Below are 21,581 nucleotides of genomic sequence, written 5' to 3' on the forward strand. Positions count from 1 at the left end.
TAAGTCCACAAGCGTCCATCTAGAAAATAGTCTAACTTTAAAATTAATAAATTACTTATTGAAATTAACTTAAAAAAAGTTATAATGGAGAAGTACCATTTAAATTTGAAGGGAAGTTATAATTATGTCTACTGTATTGTACATTACTGCACACCCGCATGATCACTCCACATCTTTCAGCCTTGCTGTAGGTGAAGAATTCGTTAACGCTTATCGTGAAGCTAATCCTTCTGATGAAGTTGTTCGTCTTGACCTTTTCAATCTTGATATCCCTGCTATCGACGCTGAAGTATTCAGCGGCTGGGGCAAGCTTCAATCCGGCACTGCTTTCGACCAGCTTTCTGCTGCTGAGCAAGCAAAAGTAGCGCGTCTGGGCGAACTCGTTGATCAGTTCGTTGCAGCTGATAAATATGTTTTCGTTTCCCCAATGTGGAACTTCTCGTTCCCTCCAGTTCTGAAAGCGTACATTGATGCGGTTTCCGTTGCTGGCAAAACGTTCAAATACACTGCTGAAGGTCCTGTAGGCCTGCTTACTGATAAAAAAGGCTTGCACATCCAAGCTAGCGGCGGCGTTTATTCCGAAGGCCCTGGAGCTGCAATGGAAAGCGGCTTTAGCTACCTGAAAAAAATCTCGCTGTTCTACGGAATTCCTTCCTTTGAGCCGCTGTTTGTTGAAGGCATGGCTGTATCGCAAGATCAAGGCCAAGCGATTAAAGCACAAGCAATCGTTAAAGCGAAAGAAATTGCAGCAAGCTTCTAATTTTTCACTGCTATCTCTTTTCACTGCTTTAACAACAAAAACGGCCGAGATCTAATCTCGGCCGTTTTTTTGTCGTTAGTTGATGCTAAGGTCTTAATGCTTTACCGCATACCGATTACTCGGCACTTCAAGCCCTAAATTGCCGCGCAGCGTGTCGTTTTCGTATTCGGTGCGGAATAGCCCGCGCTCCTGCAAAATCGGAACGACCAGCTCTACGAAATCTGCCAAGCCGTCTGGAACGACCGTTCGAACGTTAAAGCCATCGGCCGCCTCCCCTTCAAACCATTGCTGAATTTGGTCTGCAATTTTCTCCGGCGTACCGATAAACGAGGTGCGGGGCGTCGATGCCCGAAGCGCAACCTGGCGCAGCGTAAGTCCCTGCTCTTTTGCCTCCTGCTTGATTTTGTCCGTTGTGCTGCGGAAGCTGTTGCTGCCGATATTGCCAATGTCGGGGAACGGCTCATCCAGCGGAAACTGGGAAAAATCAAAATGATCAAAGTAACGCCCCAAGTAAAGCAGCGCTTGTTCAATTTCCACAAGCTCAGCTATTTCCTGATACTTCTGCTCTGCCTCCGCTTCGGTTCTGCCGACAATTGGCCCGAGCCCCGGGAAAATCAGCAGCTCGCCAGACTCCCGTCCCAATGCTGCCGCCCTTCCTTTCACATCCTGATAAAATGCCCGCGCTTCCTCGAACGTCTCGTGTGCCGAATAAATCGCATCAGCCGACCTCGCTGCTAAATCCTTGCCCGCTTCCGAGGAGCCAGCCTGGAACACAACCGGATAGCCCTGCCGGGAACGCGCCACATTAAGCGGGCCCTGCACCGAGAAAAAAGCTCCTTTATGATGCAGCGTATGCAGCTTCTCCTTGTCAAAAAATACCCCAGCTGCTTTATCGCCGACAAAAGCGTCGTCTTCCCATGAATCCCACAGCCCTTTGACTACTTCCAAATGCTCTTCGGCTATTTCGTAGCGCAGCGCATGATTTGGATGCTCGCCCTTGCCAAAATTGAGTGCCGAGCCTTCCAGCGGCGAAGTGACCACATTCCAGCCCGCTCTGCCTCCGCTCAATTGGTCAATGGAGGCGAACTGTCTAGCGACCGTAAACGGCTCGCTGTAGGAGGTCGATAACGTCGCAACGAGGCCGATATGCGAGGTTGCTCCCGCGAGCGCTGACAACAGCGTCAATGGCTCAAACCGATTTAAAAAATGCGGATTGGACTTCTCGTTAATAAACAAGCCGTCCGCAATAAACAGCAGATCAAATTTGCCTTGCTCGGCTATTTGCGCCTGCTTTTTATAAAAATCCAAGCTTACGCTCGCATTAATCGGCACATCTGGATGACGCCAAAAAGAAATGCTATTCCCTACCCCGTTTAAATTAGCCCCTAGCTTCAATTGTCGTTTTGTCATGACTAGCCTCCCTTATTCCCCATGCTGCTCCCAGCAAAGTAATGCCCGTTAATAAAAATACAAATGGAATACCGGCCCATCCGCCGAGAAATCCGCCCAGCAGCGGGCCGACTACAATGCCAAATTGACTGGCAGTTTGGCTCAGGCTAACCGCTCTACCCCGAAAATCCTTATCGGCATATTGGATAACGAGCGCATTCAGCGCTGGATACACAGCAGCGAAAAACAAACCGTAGCCAAAACGCAAAATGCCAAAGCCGACCAGATGCTGCATGGTCAGTTGAAGCAAATTGCCAATGCCGCCGCCAATTAGCCCAATAAGCAGCACCTTGCCATAACCGATTCGCCCGCCTAGCCTCCCCCAATAAGGGCCCATAATGACGGTAGCAACCCCTATCGCCGAAAATACGATACCCGAGCTGAGCTTAGCGTTGCTTATGCTGCCGCCAATTTGCACAACATAGAGCGTCACCAATGGCTCCAAAATCATGACCGAGGTGGACACCAGCAAAATCAGCCCATAGACGCGAAATAATTTGGAATTAAGCGCTGCCTGCTTCAAATCCTGAAGCACGCTCGGCCGTGCCTCGGTGCGGCGCTCATGCACTTCTTTTACACCTAGAACAACGGCCGCTGAAATCAGCGTAATGATGCCTGATGCAATGAAGCATTCACGCAGGCCAATCCACTGGCTCAGCACGCCTCCGACAAGCGGACCTACAATGCCGCCAGCAGCGGTCGATGTGGAGATGACGCCGAGTGCGTACCCGACATGCTTTTCCGGCGTGTTCGTCCCGACCAAAGCGAGGGAGGCAGGCGTAAAACCCGCCATTACCCCTTGAAAAATCCTCACAATGATAAACGTATAAGGATCATGGACAAAATAGTTCGCCACATGCGCGGCCCCAAGGCCTACGCCTGAACGGACGAGCATCAGCTTGCTGCCATATTTATCGGCAAGCGAACCCCAGAAGGGCGCACATAAACCGCTGACCAGAAAGCTGATCGCAATGGATACGCCGGACCAAGCCTCCAAACCTTTGTCTACACCCAAATCATGCTGCAAAAACAACGGGAAAAATGGCACCGAGAGCGTATATGCCATGTGATTGAAAAACAGCCCAAACCATAAAATATAAAGATTACGCTTCCAGTGAAGCACTGCGCCGCTCCTCCATTCGTTCCCGCCCTTCACCTCGTGTCCAATTCCCGATAATTCTCATTAACTTAATTGGTTTTAATATAAACAACACTCTATCACTTCCCATCTCTTACCGTCAATTTACTTGCTAATAGAAATTGTCTATGAGCCGATTCAGTTTATCGATTGGGCAAGCATCCTACCTGCATGCAGCAGCATGCTGCAAAGCAGCAAGCATGCAAAAACAGGACCATTCGTCCCTTTCCGGGAGGATGATCCTGCTCTCTTTTTTCGAAACGCTCATATGAAGCTTGCTTCATGCTCGTTTACCTAGCCTGCCGCGCTTAGCCTATTCCGGCTCATTATAACAATCGACGCCTTCGGCCAGCAGCTTTTCCAGCCACTTCTGTTCCAGCTCTTCAGCCGCTTTTTTATATTTGCGCATTTGCTCGGCTGACGTGCCTCCCTGCTCCGCTGGGAACACATCCTTATAATCGTACAGCACCTTCTCTTCGAGCTTCATTTTCTCCAAAATATCAAATTCGAACTGCGCCGCTCCCTGCTCATTCCAGTCCATTTGCAGCTCATCATTTTTGTGCGTGCCAAAGTCCAGTTCAAACCGCACCCGATTTAATGCCCCATCCATATTGGAGGTCGAGCCAATAAACTTGCGTCCGTTTTGCGTATTCGTAATTTGATAGACGCCCATCACCCGTTCCTGCTCCATATACTGTGCCGTCAGCTGCTTGCGCTCTTCTTTATTCATCGCTGCTCCTCCTCAAATTTGTCTATTCGTTCTATTCGTCCCCATCCATAAAGCTGCCTTGTCTCAGTCAGTTCTTAACCCAATATTCGCTGCAATCATCCGTGCGGTCAAGAAAGCCATATTCGATCAAATAGCGGCGAAGCGTCACATAGTCCGCTTCCCAATAACGTTTGAGCTGCTCATTTATTTCCTTCTCCGTGTACTTGCGCGATGCTTCAAAGTCTGCTGAAATATGGCGCAAAATCGCCACCTTGCGCTTCTCCTTACGTGGGAATGAAGCAAGCGGGCCATCCGGCCCCTGTGGAAAATATTGCTTCATAATCGACTCGTACTCATCCTCCGTAATTGCATACCGTTCATCGACCCTCGTCGCTGTGCGGTGAATCGGCATAAAACGCGGCGTATCTGCGGACACTCCGCTCTCCATCAGCTCAATAGCAGCAAGTAGCAGCTTCGCCTGCTTCGCTTTCTCCTTCAGCACAAACCGATGATTGCGAATCGTCGATGCGCTGCCGCCTCCCGAGCTTTTGACGATTTCCGCATCGGACATGCCCGAGGCAAACTGGCGGATGAGCTGCTTTTGCAAATCGGTCAGACCGCTCGCCTTCTTATCCAGACCGAGCAAGTAGTCGAGCATCGACCCATGGCTATGATGAACATGATATGCTGCATATTTGCGGGCTTCATACCATTTATCGCTATCCGGTACTCGAAACACTTCTCCATCCTCAAAGGCTGCTCCACACACGAGACAGCTATATCGGCCCTCGTCTTGAACGAATACAAAGCCTTTCTTTAGGTCGGCAAGCTCTGCTGACCAGAACAAATCATTTTGCGACAAAACAAACACCACCCACATCGAAACTATTATTTTATAGACATAATAACATTTCGTTTGGTTATTTTCAATATCCATTTCAATTGTTCAAGGGGCATAAATCATTTCGCAATATTTTTAATGTTTGGAGTAAGGCGCGGTTGAACGCTGTGAGGTAAATCAGCAGTCTTACATTCCTTTTATTTGTACTCGATAAAAAAGTCTCCAAAACCGCTCTAATCCACGGTTTTGGAGACTTCCTCATTCACATCCTAATTCCGCCGATCCTTCGGCAGCAATATGCCGAACAGGCCGAGCAGCGGCAGCACGCTGGAGGCGTACATCACCTGAGCAATGCTGTAATGGTCGGCTGCTGTGCCAAGCACGATTGCTCCCAAGCCGCCCATGCCGAAGGCGAGCCCGGTAATTAGCCCGGATGCCATGCCGACTTTGCCTGGCATTAGCTCCTGCGCATAGACGACGCTGACCGAGAAGCTCGATTGGAGAATGAGTCCCAGCAGCGTAATGACGGGATATACCCAGAAAATCGGCAAATGCGGCAAAATGACGGTCAGCGGCGCTGCTCCCGCAATCGAGAATAGCAGCATCCGCTTGCGCCCGAAGCGGTCGGACAGCATGCCGCCGAGGAACGTTCCAGCGACGCCCGCCGCCATGAACAGAAAGAGCGGCACCTGCGCGGCGCCAATCGACAATCCATAATCCCGCTGCAAATAAAATTGGTAAAAGCTTGTGAGCCCAGCTGCGTACCAGGAGCGGGCAAACACCATAACTAGCAGCAGCCCAAGCGCAATGGCTACCGCTTTCGTGCTGAGTGTATCCGCATTTGCTGCTGCGCCGCTCTGTTTCGCCTTGCGATCAGCGAGTCCTTTCGCTGCCAGCTCCGCTGCGTACCAAGGCACGATGCGCAGCAGCAGGATAATGCCTGCCAGCGCCAGCAGCGTCCCCCATACGGCGCCTCGCTGCCCAAGCGGGACGAATATAAAAATCGTCATGAGCGGCGCTAGCGCTTGTCCAAAATTGCCGCCGACCTGATAGATCGACTGCGCCAGACCTCGTCTGCCGCCCGCAGCAAAATAAACAACCCGCGAGCCCTCGGGATGGAATACCGCTGAACCAAAGCCAACGAACACAACAGCGAGCAATAGCGTCCAGAAATTTGGCGCATAAGCGAGTCCCGCCATCCCTGCCATACTGCAGCACATGCCGGCGATAAGCATCCACGGTGCAGGCTTTTTATCCGATAAAATGCCAATAACCGGCTGCAGCACGGATGAGGTCATATACAGCGTAAACGTAATCCAGCCGATTTGCCCGAACGTTAGACCGAGCGATTGTTCAAAAATCGGGAATAGGGCCGCGACGACCGACTGCATCGAATCATTCAGCAGGTGGACGCCGCTAATTGCGAATAATATGCCAAATAACGCTTTATTTTTCGTATCCATCGTTTTAACCGGTTTGCTTAATGTGTCTACATTGGACATGCCATTAGCCTTCTCTCACTGATTGTGCTGTGCTTAACCGATCCAGACGAACACAGGACTCGAAATTTGTAAAAGCTCGCCCTCAGGCGTCAATCTGCCGCTGCCTGCATCAACCTGATAGCTCAAAAGGTGATTGGTCTTCTGGTTCGCCACGAGCAGCCTGCTGCCATCAGGAGCAAGCGCAAAATTGCGCGGGCCTTCTCCGCCGCAGGAAATATGCTGCACCAGCGTTAGGCTGCCATCAGCCGCATTCACTGCAAATACCGCAATGCTGTCATGGCCGCGATTGGAGCTGTACAAAAACTTGCCCGACGGTGCCAGCGCTATATGCGCCGCATCGTTGTACGCATTAAACCCTTCAGGCAGCGCGCTAATGGTCTGCACCAGCTCCAAAGAGCCTGCATCCTCTCCATTTTTTCGCAGCACCGACACTGTCGAATCCAGCTCATTCATCACATAGACGATTGGCAGCTGCTCATGCAGCGCCAAATGCCGCGGCCCTGCTCCAGCATTCAGCTGGTAGGAGGACGCAAGCTGAAGCGGCTCCGCTCCCTGTGGATTGTGGCGGTAAAGAAGGATGGAATCCGTGCCGAGATCCGTTATGTAAACATAAGGCGATGGCCCGCCGAGCGGCAAAATCGCATGGGCATGCGGCGCATCCTGACGGCTTGCATTTGGCCCCAGCTCCCCCTTGCTGCCGACAACTGCCGCCGCTGGCTGCAAAGAACCATCCTCTGCAAGCGGCAGCACCGCTGCATTTCCCCCTGTATAATTAGCTACGAATACCGAATGGCCATCCGAGCTGACATAACAAGGATGCTCGCCATGGGTAGACTGGCGGTTCAACTCGCTCAGCTTGCCGGTTTCAGGGTCAATCGCATAAGCAGCAACCTCCCCGCCCGGCACGCCGTTCGCCTCCGCCGTTTCACTGACCGCATACAACCGGTCCCGTGCTTCATTCACATTCAAAAATGACGCATTTTCAATGCCTGTTACCTGCTGAATCACATTCAGCAAGCCGGATTCGCTATCCTGTGTCGCTACATAAATACACGGCTCCGAAGCACTGCCATAGCAGCCGATATAGACGATCCCTGCGAGCTTATTTGCTTTCAATCGTATTCATCCTCTCGTACTCTCATTATGTAAGCGTAATTTTTATATTTATAGTGACCATAGCACAATGAAAATAAGCAGACAACCGTTTTCGAAAAAACGCTTTCCAATGTCTTCTGCCCATGATATAATGTAAGCGCTAACAATTTTCCGTTTTCATTCTCATTTCTTGAAGGGGGCTTATGGAATGATGAATACTGGATTGAACGGTGAACGCAACATTTACGAGGATTTTGAAATTGAGTCGGACGTCCTTTTTTTCAAGGTCGGCATGCCCGAGCTCGTCAGCTTCCACGGCAGAAACTACAATATAAAGAAAAGAATGACCGGGGACCAGATTCGCAAGCTGATTGATGACAGCCACTTTTATCAAGTCAGCTCCAATTGCTACATTAACATTCGCAAGGTGAAGGCGATCACGGACGGCATTGCTTATTTCGGAACCGATGCATCCGACTCCAAGAACGTCCCTATCCCTAGACGCAAGCAAACCGTCATCAAGCAGCTCTTAGGGCAAGCGCAGTAATCGGTTAACAGGCACATACCGCACAGCACGCTAATAAACGACGTCCATATGCGCACGCAGTCGCCGTTCATTCACACACAACCGCCGTATACCGTGTTTAACGGAATACGGCGGTTGTGTGTTTACTTTGATCCTGTTATTCTAATCTGGAGCATGAATCGCCAAATATTCGCCAAATTTAAGGAGGCTATTATGAGCAAGCAAGGACAAGCGCTTGAGCAAGCATTTCATGGAGAACCAGCCGTTTGGCTAAAATGGGGCGCCTACGAGGCTGCGGTTTTGCCCGCAGTAGGGGCTAACCTGATTGCGTTCCGCGATGTAGAGAAGGGCTATCATTTTTTGCATGAGCCAGCTGAGAGTGAAATGGCCGCATTTAAAGCAAGTCCCGGCACTCACGGCATTCCCGTGCTGTTCCCTCCGAACCGTTATCAAGATGGCACGTTCACAATGAACGGCAAGACGTATACGTTCCCAATCAATGAGCCAAGAACAGGAAACCATTTACATGGCTTCGTACATACGGCTGCATGGGAAGTGCTGGACTACGGCACACTGAAAACCGAAAGCTTCGTGCTCCTTCAAATCGCAGTGGATGAGCAGCATCCGGTTTATACGTATTTGCCGCATCGTTTTGCGATTACGCTGCGTTATTCATTGAGCGATCAAGGACTCTTCCAGCATATTTCCGTACATAACCGCGGGAACGACGCTATGCCTTGCCTAATCGGCTTCCATACAGCGATCAATGCGCCTTTTGCCCCACAAAGCTCTTCCGAAGACTACAGCTTCACGCTGACAGCAGGAAAACGCTGGGAGCTGAACGAGCGCATGCTGCCAACCGGACAGTTTTTGCCGCTTAGCGCCAACGAGGAGAAGCTCAAGACGACGGGCGCTTCCCCTTATTTTGAGCCACTGGACAATCACTATACGGTGGAGACGCGCAATGGCCGCAATCAGATGGAGCTCACGGATGCGCGCGAGCAAGTGACTTTGGTCTATGATGCAGGAACCGCCTATAAACAGTGGATGGTGTGGAACAGCAACGCCTCCGGTCAGTTCTTCTGCCCTGAGCCGCAGCTTAACCTCGTCAACGCACCGAATGTCGATTTGCCAGCAGACGAAATCGGCCTGGTCAGCCTGGAGCCAAACGGCATCTGGGAAGAGACGAGCCGCATGTATGTGAAGCCAGCTGCCAAGTAATAGGCAGCAATAATAAAGGGAAAAGCCGAAGCCCCGCGTACGAGCGGGCGCTCCGGCTTTTTTCATGAAAGGAACAGCGGTATCTTCAGCACAGGAGCTTTAGCGCAGCCCTACTCCTCTACTTCAAAAATGGAATCTACAATAATCGGGAGATTATTTCTTACTGAAACGGCTCCGAGGACGGAGCGGGCATGGCTTCCTTTTTCCCCGAACACATCCATCATTAAGTCCGAGCAGCCATTGAGCACCTTGTGATGCTCTTCAAATTCAGCTGTCGCATTGACGAAGCCTTGAATTTTTACGACCCGTTTTACTTTATCGAGAGAGCCCAATGCTTGCTCCAGCACAGCGAGCACCTCCAGCCCCGCCTGCCGGGCAAATTCATAGCCTTCCTCCGTAGAGAAGTCTTTGCCCAGCTTGCCTTTCGGGTTCCCAGAAGGCCCTTTGCCCGAAACAAACAGCAGTCCATTCACATTTACAAAGTTAGCGTATTTAGCCGCAGGCTCGCTTGCCGCTGGCAGTACAATACCAAGCTCAACAAGTCGTTTGCTAATCGTAGACTCGGACAAGAGAACTCCCCCCTATCGATTTATGTAGCTTAATTAGATGGCTGGCATAACATTTCCGCCATTGACCGGCACATACGCCCCCGTAATGAAGCTGGACAGCTCGGAGGCCAGAAAAGCGACTGTGTTGGCAATTTCCTGATCGCTTCCCCGCCGCTTCAGCGGCACATTTTTCTCATAGCCTTCATTGCGCTCGCTGCCTGCAGCACGGTCCCGATCGCTGATCGTCCAGCCCGGCGCCACTTGATTGACCGTAATGCCGCTCTCGCCAACCTCTTTGGCAAGCACGCGGTATACGCCGTCCATGCCTCTTTTGCCTGCTACGTAGGCCGATTGGCCGGGCGCATTTTGCATGGCGCATTCCGTATTAATACCGATAAAACGGCCGCCGCCGCGCTCCACCATTGCCGGAACGAATGCTTTGGCCAAATAGACGCTTTGCATGACGCAGGATTCAAACTGGCTTTCATAGTCCTCAACCGGCTGCTTCAGCACGCTTTCCCATTGGTACTGAATAACGGCATTCGCCACGACGATGTCCACATGTCCAAGGCTTGCCGCTGCTTCCGCTTGCAGTTTATCCACATCGCCTTGCTTCGTAATATCTGCCTGAACCGTAATCGCACGTCTGCCCAAGGCCTCAACCTCCTGCTTCAGCTCCAGCGCCTTGTCCTCATTGCTCCGATAATGAATGACGATATCCGCCCCGCAATCTGCGAGCGTTCTAACCATCACGCGCCCCAAATCCCCAGTTGCTCCGGTTACGAGCGCGGTCTTTCCAGTCAAGTCAAGTTGCAGCATAAACGTTCAGCTCCTTTGTTCATTCAACATTCGTCGTTCATCATTGGTAACGCTTCCCTCCTAGGCTACCATATCCTTGTACCTGCGTATATTTAAAATTTCAATATTGTGCTTATTTTGACGAATGATGCCTAATGCTGTTCATGGGGCCGATGGCGATGGGCTTTATGCCGAAACGTCAGCCGTTCTCATTCGGTAAATGGCGCCGGCACTGAATGCAGCTATATAAAACAAATTCACAATCACAACCGTTAGCTGCTGCTGAGGCGGCAAACTCTCCGGGCTAAGCACGCCCATCCCAATCGTCAGCAGCGAATGCGGAAAAAACAGCCCGGCCTTCGCTACATACATGCCCAGCCCCAGAAAAGCTGCCCCTAGCCCAATTCCTACGGGGACGGCAAAGCTGCGTATTCGCATGGACAGCAGCAATTGGAAGCTGCTGATCGTAACAGCAGCCAGCCATCCCCTCACCAGCCAGCCGTATAATTCTCCCGGCAATTCGGAGAGGCTTAAACCAACCATCGTGCCCCCTATTATATACAGCAGGACAAACACCACTTGTACAAAAGCCGTCAGCATGCCTGCTGTAAAAAGCTTGGCCCAAAAAATGCTGGCAACCGGAATCGGCGCTGTCAGCAGCATGTTCCAGTTTTTTCCTGAATGCTCCAATCTGCACAGATAAGCACAACAAATAGCGATCAGCACCGGCAAGAAAAACTCGCCATAAAACAGCCCGGCTTGCGACCATAAGCTATACCAGCCATTTTGCAGGACACCCTGATTCATATAAAAATTACCGCAGCCCATCAGAACGCTGACGATCGGCAGCGCTATCAATACGATCCATAGATGCGAATGGCGAAGCTTCAGCCATTCAGCGGGAACTGCCCTTTTTAGCATCAACATTCTCTACACCTCCTGTCTGGATATATGCAACCGGCCTGCTCCATAGATTAACAGTCCCATGAATAGCAGCAGCCCCAGCATCGGAAGCCCCGCCCCTAAATCACGCGCTATAAATTCAAGCTGATTATCCGTATAGCTTTGGGCAACCGGACTAAGTCCCGAATAATACGACCAAATGAACAATGGCCTTATCGCACTCGGAAACAGATCAGCAGCCATGCCAATGAACCCGCCAAGCATACCGAGACATAGCGCGAAAGCCTGATTTTTAAGCGCCATGGATAGCCACTGCTGCAGGGCAATGACGGCCAAGTGGGCAGCCATCGTTCCAGCAAGCAAGCGTCCGAGCAGCATAATAGGCACCGCTTCCTCAAAACCATTTATTTTGCCGAAGCCGATTAGCGCCAATACTTGCACAAAACAGGCAAGCAGCAAAATAAGCGCCACACAGCCATATTTGGCAGCATATAACCTCTCCCGCTTGACAGACATGGAAAGCAGCAGCTTCCACGTATTGCCTTTATGCTCCATATCACAAATCCGCGATACGCAGATTGCTGCAAGAATAGGGGCAAACAGACCGTTCAAGGATGCCGTCATCGCAATAAGCGGCTCCCAGCTGGCCTGATCAGGATTACGGGCGATGGACATGCTTGTTGCCATAAACGCCCACCCCATTTCCACCCCCATCACCAGCAGTACCGTCAACCCGACGTATCTTCGGCGCAGCTTGTAGCCTTCCAGCCAAATCGAGCGAATCATAGGCTGCGCTCCTTCCCCGTCAATTCGAGAAACAGGCTCTCCAAGCTTTTCTTATGCTCTTCGATGCGCAGCACGTCAATATCTTCGGCAAGCAGCTCCCTATTGATTTGCGCTATCTGGGCATCCGCCAGATGGCGCAGCCGCAGGAAGCCATCTTGTAAAATCGGCGTAAAGCCTTGGGCAGCGAGCAGCGAATGCGCCATCGGATTTTGGCTCGTCTTAAAGGCAATCGTCGGCTGGCTTTCATTTCGCAGCTGATCCAGCTTGCCTTGGAACAGCATTTTGCCTTGATGGATAATGCCTACCGAGGTGGCGATCTGTTCGATTTCCGACAATAGATGGCTGGAGATTAGCACCGTCATACCCAAGCGCTGCGGCAAAGATTTAATCAACTCGCGAATTTCACCAATACCTGCCGGATCGAGCCCATTCGTCGGCTCATCCAGCACGAGCAGCTTAGGCGAAGCCAGCAGCGCCATCGCAATGCCTAAGCGCTGCTTCATGCCCAAGGAATACTGCGATACTTTTTTATGCTGCTGCTGCTCCAGCCGGACAATTCTCAGCGCTTCCCTCACATGGCTGCCGGGCACATTCCGCAGCCGCTGGACGACGCGCATGTTTTCAAGGCCCGTCAGATGGCCGTAGTAGGAAGGAGATTCAATCAGAGAGCCCGTTTGGCTTAAAATAAGGCGGCGGTGCTTGGCCAGCTCCTTGCCGAATACCGTTACGCTGCCCTCCGTCGGCTGGGCGAGCCCAAGAATCATTTTTAATGTCGTCGATTTCCCCGCTCCGTTCGGTCCAAGAAAGCCATAAATCTCTCCCTCTTCCACCATTAAGTCGAGCTTTTCGACGGAATAGCTGCTGCCGTACCGTTTGGACAGGCCGCGGGTAGATACAATCGCTTGCATCGTCATTCACTCCATTCTTGATATTGTCAATCAAGCATAACGATGCCGCCTTGCTGTAAACTGAAGCTAACCTTACGCCAGCCTTAAATCAGGCCAATGGCGGCCTGTCACGCTCCAAAACCAGCAAAAGCAAGGTATACTGAAAATAGGTGATGAACAATATGGAAGACTTAAAACATAAAAAGCTGCTCATCGTCGACGATGAGAGCGATTTGAGGGAAATGGTCGAAGGTTTTTTACGCAAAGAAGGCTTTACCCGCATATTTCAGGCGGCTACCTGTGCAGAGGCACTGCGTACCGTACGGTCGGCTAAGCCGGACCTCGTCCTTTTGGATATTATGCTGCCTGACGGGGATGGGTTCTCCCTGCTCAAGTCGCTGCGGCAGTTCTCAAGCGTTCCTGTGTTTTATCTATCCGCTAGAGGAGAGGATGAGGATCGTTTGCTCGGTCTTGGGCTGGGCGCCGACGATTATATGGTAAAGCCTTTTTTGCCGCGCGAGCTGCTGCTTCGTTTGAGCGCGATTTTACGGCGAGTATATGCACCATTCCGTCAGGAGCAGCGCCCTATTTTTCAATTGGGCCCCCATGTCATTGATCTGGAAAGCGGCGTTGTGCGGACGTCCAGCGATGACGATTCTTTAACCGCCAAGGAGCTTGTCCTGCTAACCAAGTTTTACGAAAACCGGAACCGTATTGTGACCAATGATGCCCTTTGCCAAGCAGCTTGGAGCGATGATTATTATGGGTATGAAAATACCTTAATGGTTCATATTCGCCGCATTCGTGAAAAAATAGAAGAGCTGCCCTCCAATCCTGAGCATCTGCTGACTGTTCGCGGCTTGGGATACAAGCTGCTGGTCAAGGAGGAGATATAATGGGAGGCACCGTTCGTATTTTAAAGCGTTTTATTGGGGCGACGATGCTCATCTCGCTCTCTTTGCTCATGCTTAACTTTTTGCTGCTGCTCATCTGGGTTAGTACAGGGACGGTCGAGGGAAGTTCGCCAGCCGCAGTTGTGCGGCATACGGCTGAAGGGCTGAAGGCTGCGAATAATGGGTATGTTCTTGAGGCCGAAACAGCGGCACGGCTGGATAGCCAGCAGGTGTGGGCGATGCTGATTAGCTCGGCAGGACAGGTCACGTGGGGGCACAGCTTGCCCGAAGAGCTCCCTGCCCATTATAGCTTGACGGATGTCGCCAAGCTTTCCATGAGCTACTTGATGGATTATCCCGTATTTGTGTGGGAGCATGCAGACGGACTTATCGTGATCGGCTATCCGAAGGACAGCCTTGTCAAATACCAGCATATACTGCCGACCGACTGGGTCAAAAATTTGCCGCTGCGCGCCCTGCTCCTACTCATAGGGAACCTAGTGCTGGTTCTGATTGCCGCCCTGCTGATCGGTTCCCGGCTCCTGCTTTCCATCCGCCCGCTGACGCAGGGCATACAGGCGCTTGCTGCGGATCAGGAGGTGCAGCTTGAGCCTAAAGGAATGCTCGCTGACCTGGCCCAGTCTGTCAACCACGCCTCATCGCTGCTGCATCAGAAAAATGCTTCGCTCAAAAGCAGGGATGAAGCGCGATCCAACTGGATCGCTGGCATTTCCCATGACATTCGCACTCCGCTGTCCATGGTGCTCGGCTATGCCAGCGAGCTGGAGGAGCATCAAGAAATTCCGCCGTTGCAGCGAAAGCATGCGGGGATTATCCGCTATCAAGCAGAGAAGCTGCGCACCTTAGTAAGCGACTTAAATCTCGTTTCCATGCTGGAATATGAAATGCAGCCGCTCACTCCGAAGGCTTTGCGGCTGGCCGCCCTGACTCGACAGGTGGCATCCGATATAATTAATGCGGGGCTTGAGCCCAGCTTTACGCTCGAAATGGACGACATAAACGAAACCGCCCAAATATACGGGGATGAGCGTCTGCTGCTGCGCGCCATGACCAATCTCGTCCACAATGCGATTCGCCATAATCCACAGGGATGCGAAATCAGGCTTCGAGCAGAGCTTGCGGACGACAAGCATACGTGCCGCTTCATCGTATTAGACAATGGACGAGGCATCCCGCCGGAGGAGCTGGCCGATGTGCTGGAGCTGCCTTTTTCCGCAAATCGAAAATATGCCAGACCTTCCGGACATGGTCTCGGCCTGCCGATGGCTTGCCGAATAGCCAAAGCCCATCACGGGCGGCTGACGTTAACTAACGGGCCTGGAGCCGGACTCACCGCCGAGCTTGAGCTGCCTTGCTTGGAAGCGGGATAAGCTGTTGTGTGCTAGGAATACTCTAGAGGCTAAAGAGCTGCTCCCTGCACTTGGATCAACGTGGTGGACACAGCAGCAGCTATTTTAACAAAATCATGGGTTATGGCACCTTATGCGGACTCAGGAGCCGCTAATGCGCCGATTTTCGCCATTTTGATAGGATAATGAGGGCAATAGCGGATTTCCTGTCCGCTTAGGCAAACTCAAAAAATAGTAGAACCATACAATCAAACGAGGGCAGTTCTTCCTCCGTATAGCCCTTCTCGCGAATCAGCAATTCGCGAATGGCTTAGACCGTCAGACGGGTATAGAGTCTTCCAGTTTGCGCAATCCTTTGTGAATGGTATTCCGGCTGACTTGGGAGATGGCAGACGCTGCTCTGCTTATTTTTCTTCATCCATTCATCCACTCATTCATTCATGGACTTGTTTGGGTCTGTATTTACTATCATGTGTCTTATACCGTGCGATTTCTGGAGGCGCCGAGGCCAGACAGGAGCAGCAGAGCGCTAACGACAAGCAGCAGCAACAGCGGGGGCTTCCAGCTTGCCGTAATATCATGAAGCAGACCGAACAAGATCGGTCCGGTTGCCGCCAGCAAATAGCCAACCGATTGCGACATGCCGGAAAGAGCCGCGGAATCGAAGGCATCTTTCGTTCGCAAGCTTAAAAAGATCATGGCCAAGCTGAACGCACATCCTCCGCCAATTCCGAGTAAAACGGTCCACAACGAAATGAACGCATTTCCTCCGAAATAAAGGCCTCCCAATGAAACAAACAGCAGAACCGACATGATGATGACCAGCAAACGTTGGTTCTTCATGCGTCCCGCCACGATCGGCACAATGAACGCTACGGGCAGCGCGGCCATCTGAAACAGCGACAGCAGCAAGCCGCCGCTGTCTTCATTCAAGCCCCGGCTTGACATGATTTCAGGCATCCAAGCGATCAGCACATAGAATAAGAGAGACTGCATCCCCATAAAAATCGTAACCATCCATGCCAGTGGCGAACGCCACAGACTTCCGCGCTTCGACGCACCGCTCGTCGCTGCCCCAACAGCCGCCCGACTCGCCCGGGCTTGAGGCAACCAGAACAGCGCGGCCAACAGAACGAGTATGCCCCATATGCCAAGCGCGCCATTCCAGCCGAAACCGAGATCGCGGGCGACCGGAACACTGACACCGGATGCGATCGCCCCGCATAAATTCATTGATACGGAGTACACGCCGGTCATGAGGCCGACTTGATGAGCAAAATTCCGTTTGACCAAACTTGGAATGAGCACGTTGCACACCGCAATCGCCAGCCCAATCAAAGCAGTGCCTGCAAACAATGAAACGGTTGCGCTCAACGAACGGATCGCGATGCCCGCCATGAGTAAAACCAGCGCATAAAGCAGGGTCCGCTCCGCCCCGAAGCGGCGTGCCAGAAAGGGTGCGAACGGTGAAAGCAGCGCGAAAGCAAGCAACGGCAGTGTAGTGAGCAGACCTGCCGCAGCATTCGACAGTCCGAGGGATTCGCGAATCGAGCCGACCAATGGGCCTACCGACGTTAGCGGCGACCGCATGGTCAGTGCAATCAGGACGATGCCGAGGATGATCGGCCAACCCAGCGACAAAGACTTCTTCGCCATCATTGGCTTCGTATCGCTTGTTACGCTCATGGCCGCTCGCCTCCTTTGACCTCAAGAACAGCTTTCGATTCCGCAATATAACGGTGAACCGTTGCCACGGCACGATCGGCGTCTTGATCGACAATCGCTTGAACCAGTTGCCGATGCATCTCCACGAAATCCCCATCGGCTTCATAACGAGTCAAGCTTGTAATCGAATCCTGTGACGCGTCCGCGATGTGGTTGTATAATTCAATCAAGATTTCATTATGAGATGCCGCGATGATGCCTTGGTGAAGACGGATATCCTCCGTAACAATGGCATCCATGTCACCGCGTGCTGCCGCCCCCTCCCAGCGTTCCAATTGGAGAAGGAGCTCGCGCGCCTCTTCGTCCGTTCTGCGCTGTGCAGCCAGATGGGCTCCCTCGCGTTCGAGTGCATGCCGGACTTCCAACGTCTGCAGCGTATCGGATCGCATGATTCGTTTTTGCAGTACGACTCCCAGCGCGCTCGAAGAGCTGACGTACGTTCCGTCCCCTTGCTTCGTCTTTAAGAGTCCCGCGTGGATCAAAGCCCGAACCGCTTCCCTCAATGTATTGCGGCTAACATTCAACTCGACCATCAACTCTGGCTCGGCCGGAATACGCATCCCGACCGCCCACTTGCCGGATTCGATCTGTCTTTCCATTTGCAATGCGACTTGCTCGACCAGCGTCAATCGATTTGTTTTCTGAAGCATACGTCAGTCCTCATTTCATCTATTTATCAAACATAGGATGTTTGGTTAATTGGTATTTTAACACACTTATATCGTGGAGACAACTTCTTCCCTAAAAACCAAGCTTCGATAAATTGAAGTTTGCATAAACAACCTAGTAAATTGTAATTCTATTATTTTCTATCGTTACCAATCCTCATTTAATGTCGTATAACTCTTTAGATTGCTTTGCTTCCCGCATGGATGCTGTCGAAATGAATCGTTCTTTCGATAAACTTGTCCTGCCAATCTAGCAAATGGGCAAAAAAGAAGCTACACTAAAGCTATCGCATTATCTGAGGAGGGATCAACGTTGCCAAAAGCGCCATTCCTTGTTTCTACTCTATTATTCATGTCCTTGCTATTTCTGTTATTGCCGCATAAGGTTGCCGAAGCAAGCATGTGGAGCAACATAAAGGGCATTTTCTCCGCCCCCGAAAAAATCGACGCGCTGGAGCAGCAATATATGGATGCCAAGCAGCAGCTTGATGCACAGAAGGAGCAGCTCACCGAGTCGCTGCAAAGTGCAGAGCAATATGCAGCCAGGCAAGAGGAGCTCATGCAGCAGAACGAGCAGTTCCGCAAAACCAATGAGCAGCTAATGGAACAGAACAACGCGCTTATACAAGAAATGGAGCAAATCAAGCAGAAGCAAGCCAGCTTTACGCAAAAGCTCATCAATACAGCACTCATCATTATGAGTTTGATTTTCGCCTATATTCTTTCCCTGCGCGTATGGCGTTATCTCGTTTGGCGCAAGCAGAAGCATGCCGGCAGAGGAGTGTAGTCGATGAAAGCAACCTCCCCCGCGCCGATTGGACATGTGAAGGTGACGCTTCAGGAAGCGGACAAGCTCCATGTGCTCCATCCGGGAGCGATTATTGCTTACCAAGGCGCACCACAGCAGCGCGAGGATCGTTTTATGAATTTGGCAGGCGTTTATCGCAAAAAGAAATGGGTTCGCGCCCTGCTGAGCGGCCCCTCCGAATTTATTATCGGCTTGCCGCCGGGCTGCTCGCTGGAGACGATCCCCATCGGACCGGAAAGCGATTTGCTGTTCGATTATCGCCACGTGCTCTATTTCACAGACGGCATGCAGCTCAAAAGCGTCATTCAAAAAATGAAAAATGTGTGGATTACCCGCGAGCTGGTGCGGATGCGCTTCTCCGGCCCCGGCGACCTTGGCGTCATCACAAGCGGCGACATTGCGGTGCTCCAGTTGGACAAGGAGCGCCCGCTTTTTGTAAATACGAGCTCGCTCGTCGCTTATCCCGCCAATGCGAGCATCCAGCTTGCCGTTTACGGCAATCAGCTAGCGAGCCAGAACATGAACGTCCAGTGGAAAATAACCGGCAGCGGCCCTGTCCTTATTCAGACGGGCTCGCATGGGAAAGACCTGGAGCATCCGCTGCAAAACGACGGCTTCTTCAAGCGCTTGCTGCGCGAAGTGCTGCCGTTCGGCAGCGTGTATATTAAATAGTAAAAGGGCATTGCAAAAAACACCTGAAATCGCTGTATTAGCGGTTTCAGGTGTTTTTTTATATGAGGTGTTCTTTTTCAAGAAAGATAAAAACGTTAGTTTTTGAGCGATATAAGTAGTTGCAAATTTAGAGTGAAAAATATTCATATTTATTACGATTTCAATCTACGCACTCCATACGGAGTGCGACAACGTATTACAGAGGTGGGGGCGACGACATCGCATGTTTCAATCCATGCACTCCACACGGAGTGCGACTATGATAGCAGATTGTCATGGGGGCGTAAAGGAGTTTCTATCCACGCACTCCATACGGAGTGCGACGATCTACGCAAGCAAACCGAGGAGTTCTACAAAGTTTCAATCCACGCACTCCACACGGAGTGCGACTGCTGCAATATTTTAGTCGGGACGAATAAAGGCGTTTCAATCCACGCACTCCACACGGAGTGCGACAGCGAAAAAAGAGGTGATTGATCCCATCATGGCATCAATCACCTCTTTTTTCAATAAATATAATACTAGTAAAATCTAGATCAAACCTTGACTTTTCTTGAAATAGCTCAAAATCGACATGTTTCTACAATTTCTGAGGTGCGAATCCCCTAGGGTTTTTATGTGAGCTTCACATTCGCACCTGGGCATGTAGCCTCAGCTGCTAAAAAACTTTATTCAACTACGCCGTCTTAAAGCTCGACACCGTATGCTGGAGATCATCCGCCAGCTGGGCCAGCGATTGCGCGGTTGCAGCGGATTCTTCGCTGCTTGCTGCGGACTCTTCGGCTGCGGCGGACACATTTTCAACGGTAGTCAGCACGTTTGCGGCTTGGGCCGCCTGCTCTTCGCTTGCTGCGGCAATTTCGGACACGCGATGGCCTGTATCGTTGACCATCTTCGTAATGCGCTCGAACGCTTCTCCGGTTTTCTCCGACAATGCTGCGCTTTCCTCGACTGCATTCACGCTGCGCTTCGTATTTTGCTGCATGCCTTGAATGATGACCGTAATTTTCTTCGTCGCTTCGCCGCTTCGCTCCGCCAGCTTGCGCACCTCATCAGCTACAACAGCAAAGCCGCGTCCTTGCTCGCCTGCCCGGGCAGCCTCAATGGCTGCATTCAGCGCAAGCAGATTCGTTTGATCGGCAATATCCTCAATGACCTCGATAATATCGCCAACCTGATGGGAATCCTGCTCCAGCTGGGACATTTGCTCGCGCACGCCGTTCATGCTTTTCACCGAATCGTCGATAATGGTGCGGCCTTCCCTAGCAATTTTCATCGCGGAATCCGATAGCTCGGATGCTTGCTCCGTACTTTGAGCGACCGATTGGATCGCCATCTTCAGCTCGCTGAACAGCTCATGAATCGTCTGTGCTGCCGTTGCCTGAGCCGTGCTGCCGCCGGCAATTTCCTCTGTCGCCGCCGAAATTTGCTCCGCTGCCGCAGCTACGTTATGCGACGATTCAATAATGCCGCTAACCGTTCCATTCAAACGGTCAATCATATGGTTGAAGGAGCTAGCAAGCTTGCCGACCTCGTCTGTGGAGTCGATGTTCACCTTCTCGCGCAGGTCGCCATCGGCCACATTTTTCGCCAAAACAACGATCCGTCCCAGCGGCTTCGAAATCATTCGAGCCAGCACAATGCCAAAGACAATACTCAGGAGGAATGCCAGCACCACCATAATAATCGTAATGGTCAGTGCACTGTTATACGTTTCCTCGCCCCTTTGATTCGCTTGATCGGCTTCAAGAATGGAAAGCTCAATGCTTTCCTTCAGCAAATTGAAAACAATATCGCCTTGCGTTTTCAGCTCGTTGTTAATGAAGCCTTTGAATGCTGCTTCATTGCCCGAGCTGCCGATTTCAATTGCGCGCGCATAAACGTCTTGATAGGTTTTCCATTCCACATCATAGCTATCGATGATTTTTTGGGCAGTAACACTTAAATCGGTCGCTTTATATTTATCAACAGCCTGATCGACGAGTGCTGTAGTTTCCTTAATCGTAGCAAGCTCCGCCTGCTTCTGCTGATCCGTATCATGCAAATAAAGGTTTCGGATCTGTACACGCAAACGGGTATAGTTGACCTGAGCCTCATAAGCTTCTTTAACCGGAATCAAATTGTTAAAATACATATCATCCTGGGACGTATTCATTTTACCTAAATTATAAATGCCAAACAGACCGACAACACCTAAAATAATCGCAACGATCAGAAACGCGGATATTAATTTGACGCTGATTTTCAAGTTGTTGAACCATTTCATATCAAATATCCTCCCT

At 51.2% G+C, this 21,581-nt stretch carries 21 protein-coding genes and 1 CRISPR repeat array; of the genes, 7 read left to right on the forward strand and 14 right to left on the reverse strand.

Features of this window, described 5'->3' with window-relative positions:
* Positions 1-124: 124 nt before the first annotated feature.
* The gene (locus BBD42_RS02320; RefSeq protein WP_099516822.1) at positions 125-760 is read left to right on the forward strand and encodes an FMN-dependent NADH-azoreductase; all 636 of its coding nucleotides are present in this window, start codon (positions 125-127) and stop codon (positions 758-760) included.
* 93 nt (positions 761-853) lie between these two features.
* Here BBD42_RS02320 and BBD42_RS02325 read toward each other — a convergent pair whose 3' ends face one another.
* From BBD42_RS02325 to BBD42_RS02350, 6 genes are all read right to left on the reverse strand, one after another.
* Positions 854-2,170, reverse strand: a complete 1,317-nt coding sequence (locus BBD42_RS02325) for an LLM class flavin-dependent oxidoreductase (RefSeq protein ID WP_099516823.1) — start codon at positions 2,168-2,170, stop codon at positions 854-856.
* Positions 2,139-3,332: an MFS transporter gene (locus tag BBD42_RS02330; protein WP_099516824.1), complete on the reverse strand. Its 1,194-nt coding sequence runs from the start codon at positions 3,330-3,332 to the stop codon at positions 2,139-2,141. The genes BBD42_RS02325 and BBD42_RS02330 overlap by 32 nt, the downstream gene beginning before the upstream one ends.
* Before the next feature lie 328 nt (positions 3,333-3,660).
* Positions 3,661-4,077: a GIY-YIG nuclease family protein gene (locus BBD42_RS02335; protein WP_056042745.1), complete on the reverse strand. Its 417-nt coding sequence runs from the start codon at positions 4,075-4,077 to the stop codon at positions 3,661-3,663.
* A gap of 67 nt (positions 4,078-4,144) precedes the next feature.
* Positions 4,145-4,936: a DUF2087 domain-containing protein gene (locus BBD42_RS02340; RefSeq protein WP_099521406.1), complete on the reverse strand. Its 792-nt coding sequence runs from the start codon at positions 4,934-4,936 to the stop codon at positions 4,145-4,147.
* Positions 4,937-5,166: 230 nt separating this feature from the next.
* Positions 5,167-6,399 carry an MFS transporter gene (locus BBD42_RS02345; RefSeq protein ID WP_237163337.1) on the reverse strand — a complete coding sequence of 411 codons (1,233 nt, stop codon included), beginning with the start codon at positions 6,397-6,399 and terminating at the stop codon, positions 5,167-5,169.
* 33 nt (positions 6,400-6,432) lie between these two features.
* Positions 6,433-7,515 (reverse strand): lactonase family protein, encoded by a 1,083-nt coding sequence (locus BBD42_RS02350; RefSeq protein WP_172455365.1) that lies wholly within the window; start codon positions 7,513-7,515, stop codon positions 6,433-6,435.
* A gap of 187 nt (positions 7,516-7,702) precedes the next feature.
* Here BBD42_RS02350 and BBD42_RS02355 point away from each other — a divergent pair, with 187 nt between their 5' ends.
* Positions 7,703-8,041 (forward strand): LytTR family transcriptional regulator DNA-binding domain-containing protein, encoded by a 339-nt coding sequence (locus tag BBD42_RS02355; RefSeq protein ID WP_327204957.1) that lies wholly within the window; start codon positions 7,703-7,705, stop codon positions 8,039-8,041.
* Positions 8,042-8,233: 192 nt separating this feature from the next.
* On the forward strand, positions 8,234-9,241 hold the full coding sequence (locus BBD42_RS02360; protein WP_099516826.1) for an aldose 1-epimerase: 1,008 nt from the start codon (positions 8,234-8,236) through the stop codon (positions 9,239-9,241).
* Positions 9,242-9,351: 110 nt separating this feature from the next.
* Here the strand turns inward: BBD42_RS02360 and BBD42_RS02365 are convergent, their stop codons facing one another.
* The 5 genes from BBD42_RS02365 to BBD42_RS02385 form a co-directional block, all read right to left on the reverse strand.
* Entirely contained in the window at positions 9,352-9,810 is a 459-nt protein-coding gene (locus BBD42_RS02365) for a RidA family protein (RefSeq protein ID WP_099516827.1), read from the reverse strand.
* A 33-nt stretch (positions 9,811-9,843) separates the two neighbouring features.
* Positions 9,844-10,605: an SDR family NAD(P)-dependent oxidoreductase gene (locus BBD42_RS02370; protein ID WP_099521408.1), complete on the reverse strand. Its 762-nt coding sequence runs from the start codon at positions 10,603-10,605 to the stop codon at positions 9,844-9,846.
* A 168-nt stretch (positions 10,606-10,773) separates the two neighbouring features.
* On the reverse strand, positions 10,774-11,508 hold the full coding sequence (locus BBD42_RS02375; RefSeq protein WP_099521409.1) for an ABC transporter permease: 735 nt from the start codon (positions 11,506-11,508) through the stop codon (positions 10,774-10,776).
* A gap of 9 nt (positions 11,509-11,517) precedes the next feature.
* Positions 11,518-12,276, reverse strand: coding sequence for an ABC transporter permease (locus BBD42_RS02380; RefSeq protein ID WP_099516828.1), 759 nt, complete (start codon positions 12,274-12,276; stop codon positions 11,518-11,520).
* The gene (locus tag BBD42_RS02385; RefSeq protein WP_099516829.1) at positions 12,273-13,190 is read right to left on the reverse strand and encodes an ABC transporter ATP-binding protein; all 918 of its coding nucleotides are present in this window, start codon (positions 13,188-13,190) and stop codon (positions 12,273-12,275) included. The genes BBD42_RS02380 and BBD42_RS02385 overlap by 4 nt, the downstream gene beginning before the upstream one ends.
* 155 nt (positions 13,191-13,345) lie before the next feature.
* Between BBD42_RS02385 and BBD42_RS02390 the strand changes: the two genes are divergently transcribed.
* Positions 13,346-14,059: a response regulator transcription factor gene (locus BBD42_RS02390; RefSeq protein WP_099516830.1), complete on the forward strand. Its 714-nt coding sequence runs from the start codon at positions 13,346-13,348 to the stop codon at positions 14,057-14,059.
* Positions 14,059-15,447, forward strand: coding sequence for a sensor histidine kinase (locus BBD42_RS02395; protein ID WP_099516831.1), 1,389 nt, complete (start codon positions 14,059-14,061; stop codon positions 15,445-15,447). The genes BBD42_RS02390 and BBD42_RS02395 overlap by 1 nt, the downstream gene beginning before the upstream one ends.
* A 456-nt stretch (positions 15,448-15,903) precedes the next feature.
* On the opposite strand, the gene BBD42_RS02400 is transcribed toward BBD42_RS02395, so the two are convergent.
* Positions 15,904-17,112: a CynX/NimT family MFS transporter gene (locus BBD42_RS02400; protein ID WP_099516832.1), complete on the reverse strand. Its 1,209-nt coding sequence runs from the start codon at positions 17,110-17,112 to the stop codon at positions 15,904-15,906.
* On the reverse strand, positions 17,109-17,801 hold the full coding sequence (locus BBD42_RS02405; RefSeq protein ID WP_099516833.1) for a FadR/GntR family transcriptional regulator: 693 nt from the start codon (positions 17,799-17,801) through the stop codon (positions 17,109-17,111). The genes BBD42_RS02400 and BBD42_RS02405 overlap by 4 nt, the downstream gene beginning before the upstream one ends.
* 331 nt (positions 17,802-18,132) lie before the next feature.
* Between BBD42_RS02405 and BBD42_RS02410 the strand changes: the two genes are divergently transcribed.
* On the forward strand, positions 18,133-18,606 hold the full coding sequence (locus tag BBD42_RS02410; protein ID WP_099516834.1) for a DUF3450 domain-containing protein: 474 nt from the start codon (positions 18,133-18,135) through the stop codon (positions 18,604-18,606).
* 3 nt (positions 18,607-18,609) lie between these two features.
* Positions 18,610-19,299, forward strand: coding sequence for an AIM24 family protein (locus tag BBD42_RS02415; RefSeq protein WP_099516835.1), 690 nt, complete (start codon positions 18,610-18,612; stop codon positions 19,297-19,299).
* Positions 19,300-19,456: 157 nt separating this feature from the next.
* A CRISPR array of direct repeats spans positions 19,457-19,755; the repeat unit is 33 nt; unit sequence GTTTCAATCCACGCACTCCACACGGAGTGCGAC.
* A 220-nt stretch (positions 19,756-19,975) separates the two neighbouring features.
* On the opposite strand, the gene BBD42_RS02420 is transcribed toward BBD42_RS02415, so the two are convergent.
* Positions 19,976-21,565 (reverse strand): methyl-accepting chemotaxis protein, encoded by a 1,590-nt coding sequence (locus tag BBD42_RS02420; protein ID WP_099516836.1) that lies wholly within the window; start codon positions 21,563-21,565, stop codon positions 19,976-19,978.
* Between the last annotated feature and the right edge of the window lie 16 nt (positions 21,566-21,581).

Source organism: Paenibacillus sp. BIHB 4019, from assembly GCF_002741035.1.
In the GTDB taxonomy this organism is placed as follows: domain Bacteria; phylum Bacillota; class Bacilli; order Paenibacillales; family Paenibacillaceae; genus Pristimantibacillus.

What these genes read in the sequence shown, in the direction of transcription:
- BBD42_RS02320 (WP_099516822.1), top strand. Translation starts at nt 125, where the DNA reads ATGTCTACTGTATTGTACATTACTGCACACCCGCATGATCACTCCACA.
- BBD42_RS02325 (WP_099516823.1), bottom strand. Translation starts at nt 2,170, where the DNA reads ATGACAAAACGACAATTGAAGCTAGGGGCTAATTTAAACGGGGTAGGG.
- BBD42_RS02335 (WP_056042745.1), bottom strand. Translation starts at nt 4,077, where the DNA reads ATGAATAAAGAAGAGCGCAAGCAGCTGACGGCACAGTATATGGAGCAG.
- BBD42_RS02340 (WP_099521406.1), bottom strand. Translation starts at nt 4,936, where the DNA reads ATGTGGGTGGTGTTTGTTTTGTCGCAAAATGATTTGTTCTGGTCAGCA.
- BBD42_RS02345 (WP_237163337.1), bottom strand. Translation starts at nt 6,399, where the DNA reads ATGTCCAATGTAGACACATTAAGCAAACCGGTTAAAACGATGGATACG.
- BBD42_RS02355 (WP_327204957.1), top strand. Translation starts at nt 7,703, where the DNA reads ATGATGAATACTGGATTGAACGGTGAACGCAACATTTACGAGGATTTT.
- BBD42_RS02360 (WP_099516826.1), top strand. Translation starts at nt 8,234, where the DNA reads ATGAGCAAGCAAGGACAAGCGCTTGAGCAAGCATTTCATGGAGAACCA.
- BBD42_RS02375 (WP_099521409.1), bottom strand. Translation starts at nt 11,508, where the DNA reads ATGCTAAAAAGGGCAGTTCCCGCTGAATGGCTGAAGCTTCGCCATTCG.
- BBD42_RS02380 (WP_099516828.1), bottom strand. Translation starts at nt 12,276, where the DNA reads ATGATTCGCTCGATTTGGCTGGAAGGCTACAAGCTGCGCCGAAGATAC.
- BBD42_RS02385 (WP_099516829.1), bottom strand. Translation starts at nt 13,190, where the DNA reads ATGACGATGCAAGCGATTGTATCTACCCGCGGCCTGTCCAAACGGTAC.
- BBD42_RS02390 (WP_099516830.1), top strand. Translation starts at nt 13,346, where the DNA reads ATGGAAGACTTAAAACATAAAAAGCTGCTCATCGTCGACGATGAGAGC.
- BBD42_RS02395 (WP_099516831.1), top strand. Translation starts at nt 14,059, where the DNA reads ATGGGAGGCACCGTTCGTATTTTAAAGCGTTTTATTGGGGCGACGATG.
- BBD42_RS02400 (WP_099516832.1), bottom strand. Translation starts at nt 17,112, where the DNA reads ATGAGCGTAACAAGCGATACGAAGCCAATGATGGCGAAGAAGTCTTTG.
- BBD42_RS02405 (WP_099516833.1), bottom strand. Translation starts at nt 17,801, where the DNA reads ATGCTTCAGAAAACAAATCGATTGACGCTGGTCGAGCAAGTCGCATTG.
- BBD42_RS02415 (WP_099516835.1), top strand. Translation starts at nt 18,610, where the DNA reads ATGAAAGCAACCTCCCCCGCGCCGATTGGACATGTGAAGGTGACGCTT.
- BBD42_RS02420 (WP_099516836.1), bottom strand. Translation starts at nt 21,565, where the DNA reads ATGAAATGGTTCAACAACTTGAAAATCAGCGTCAAATTAATATCCGCG.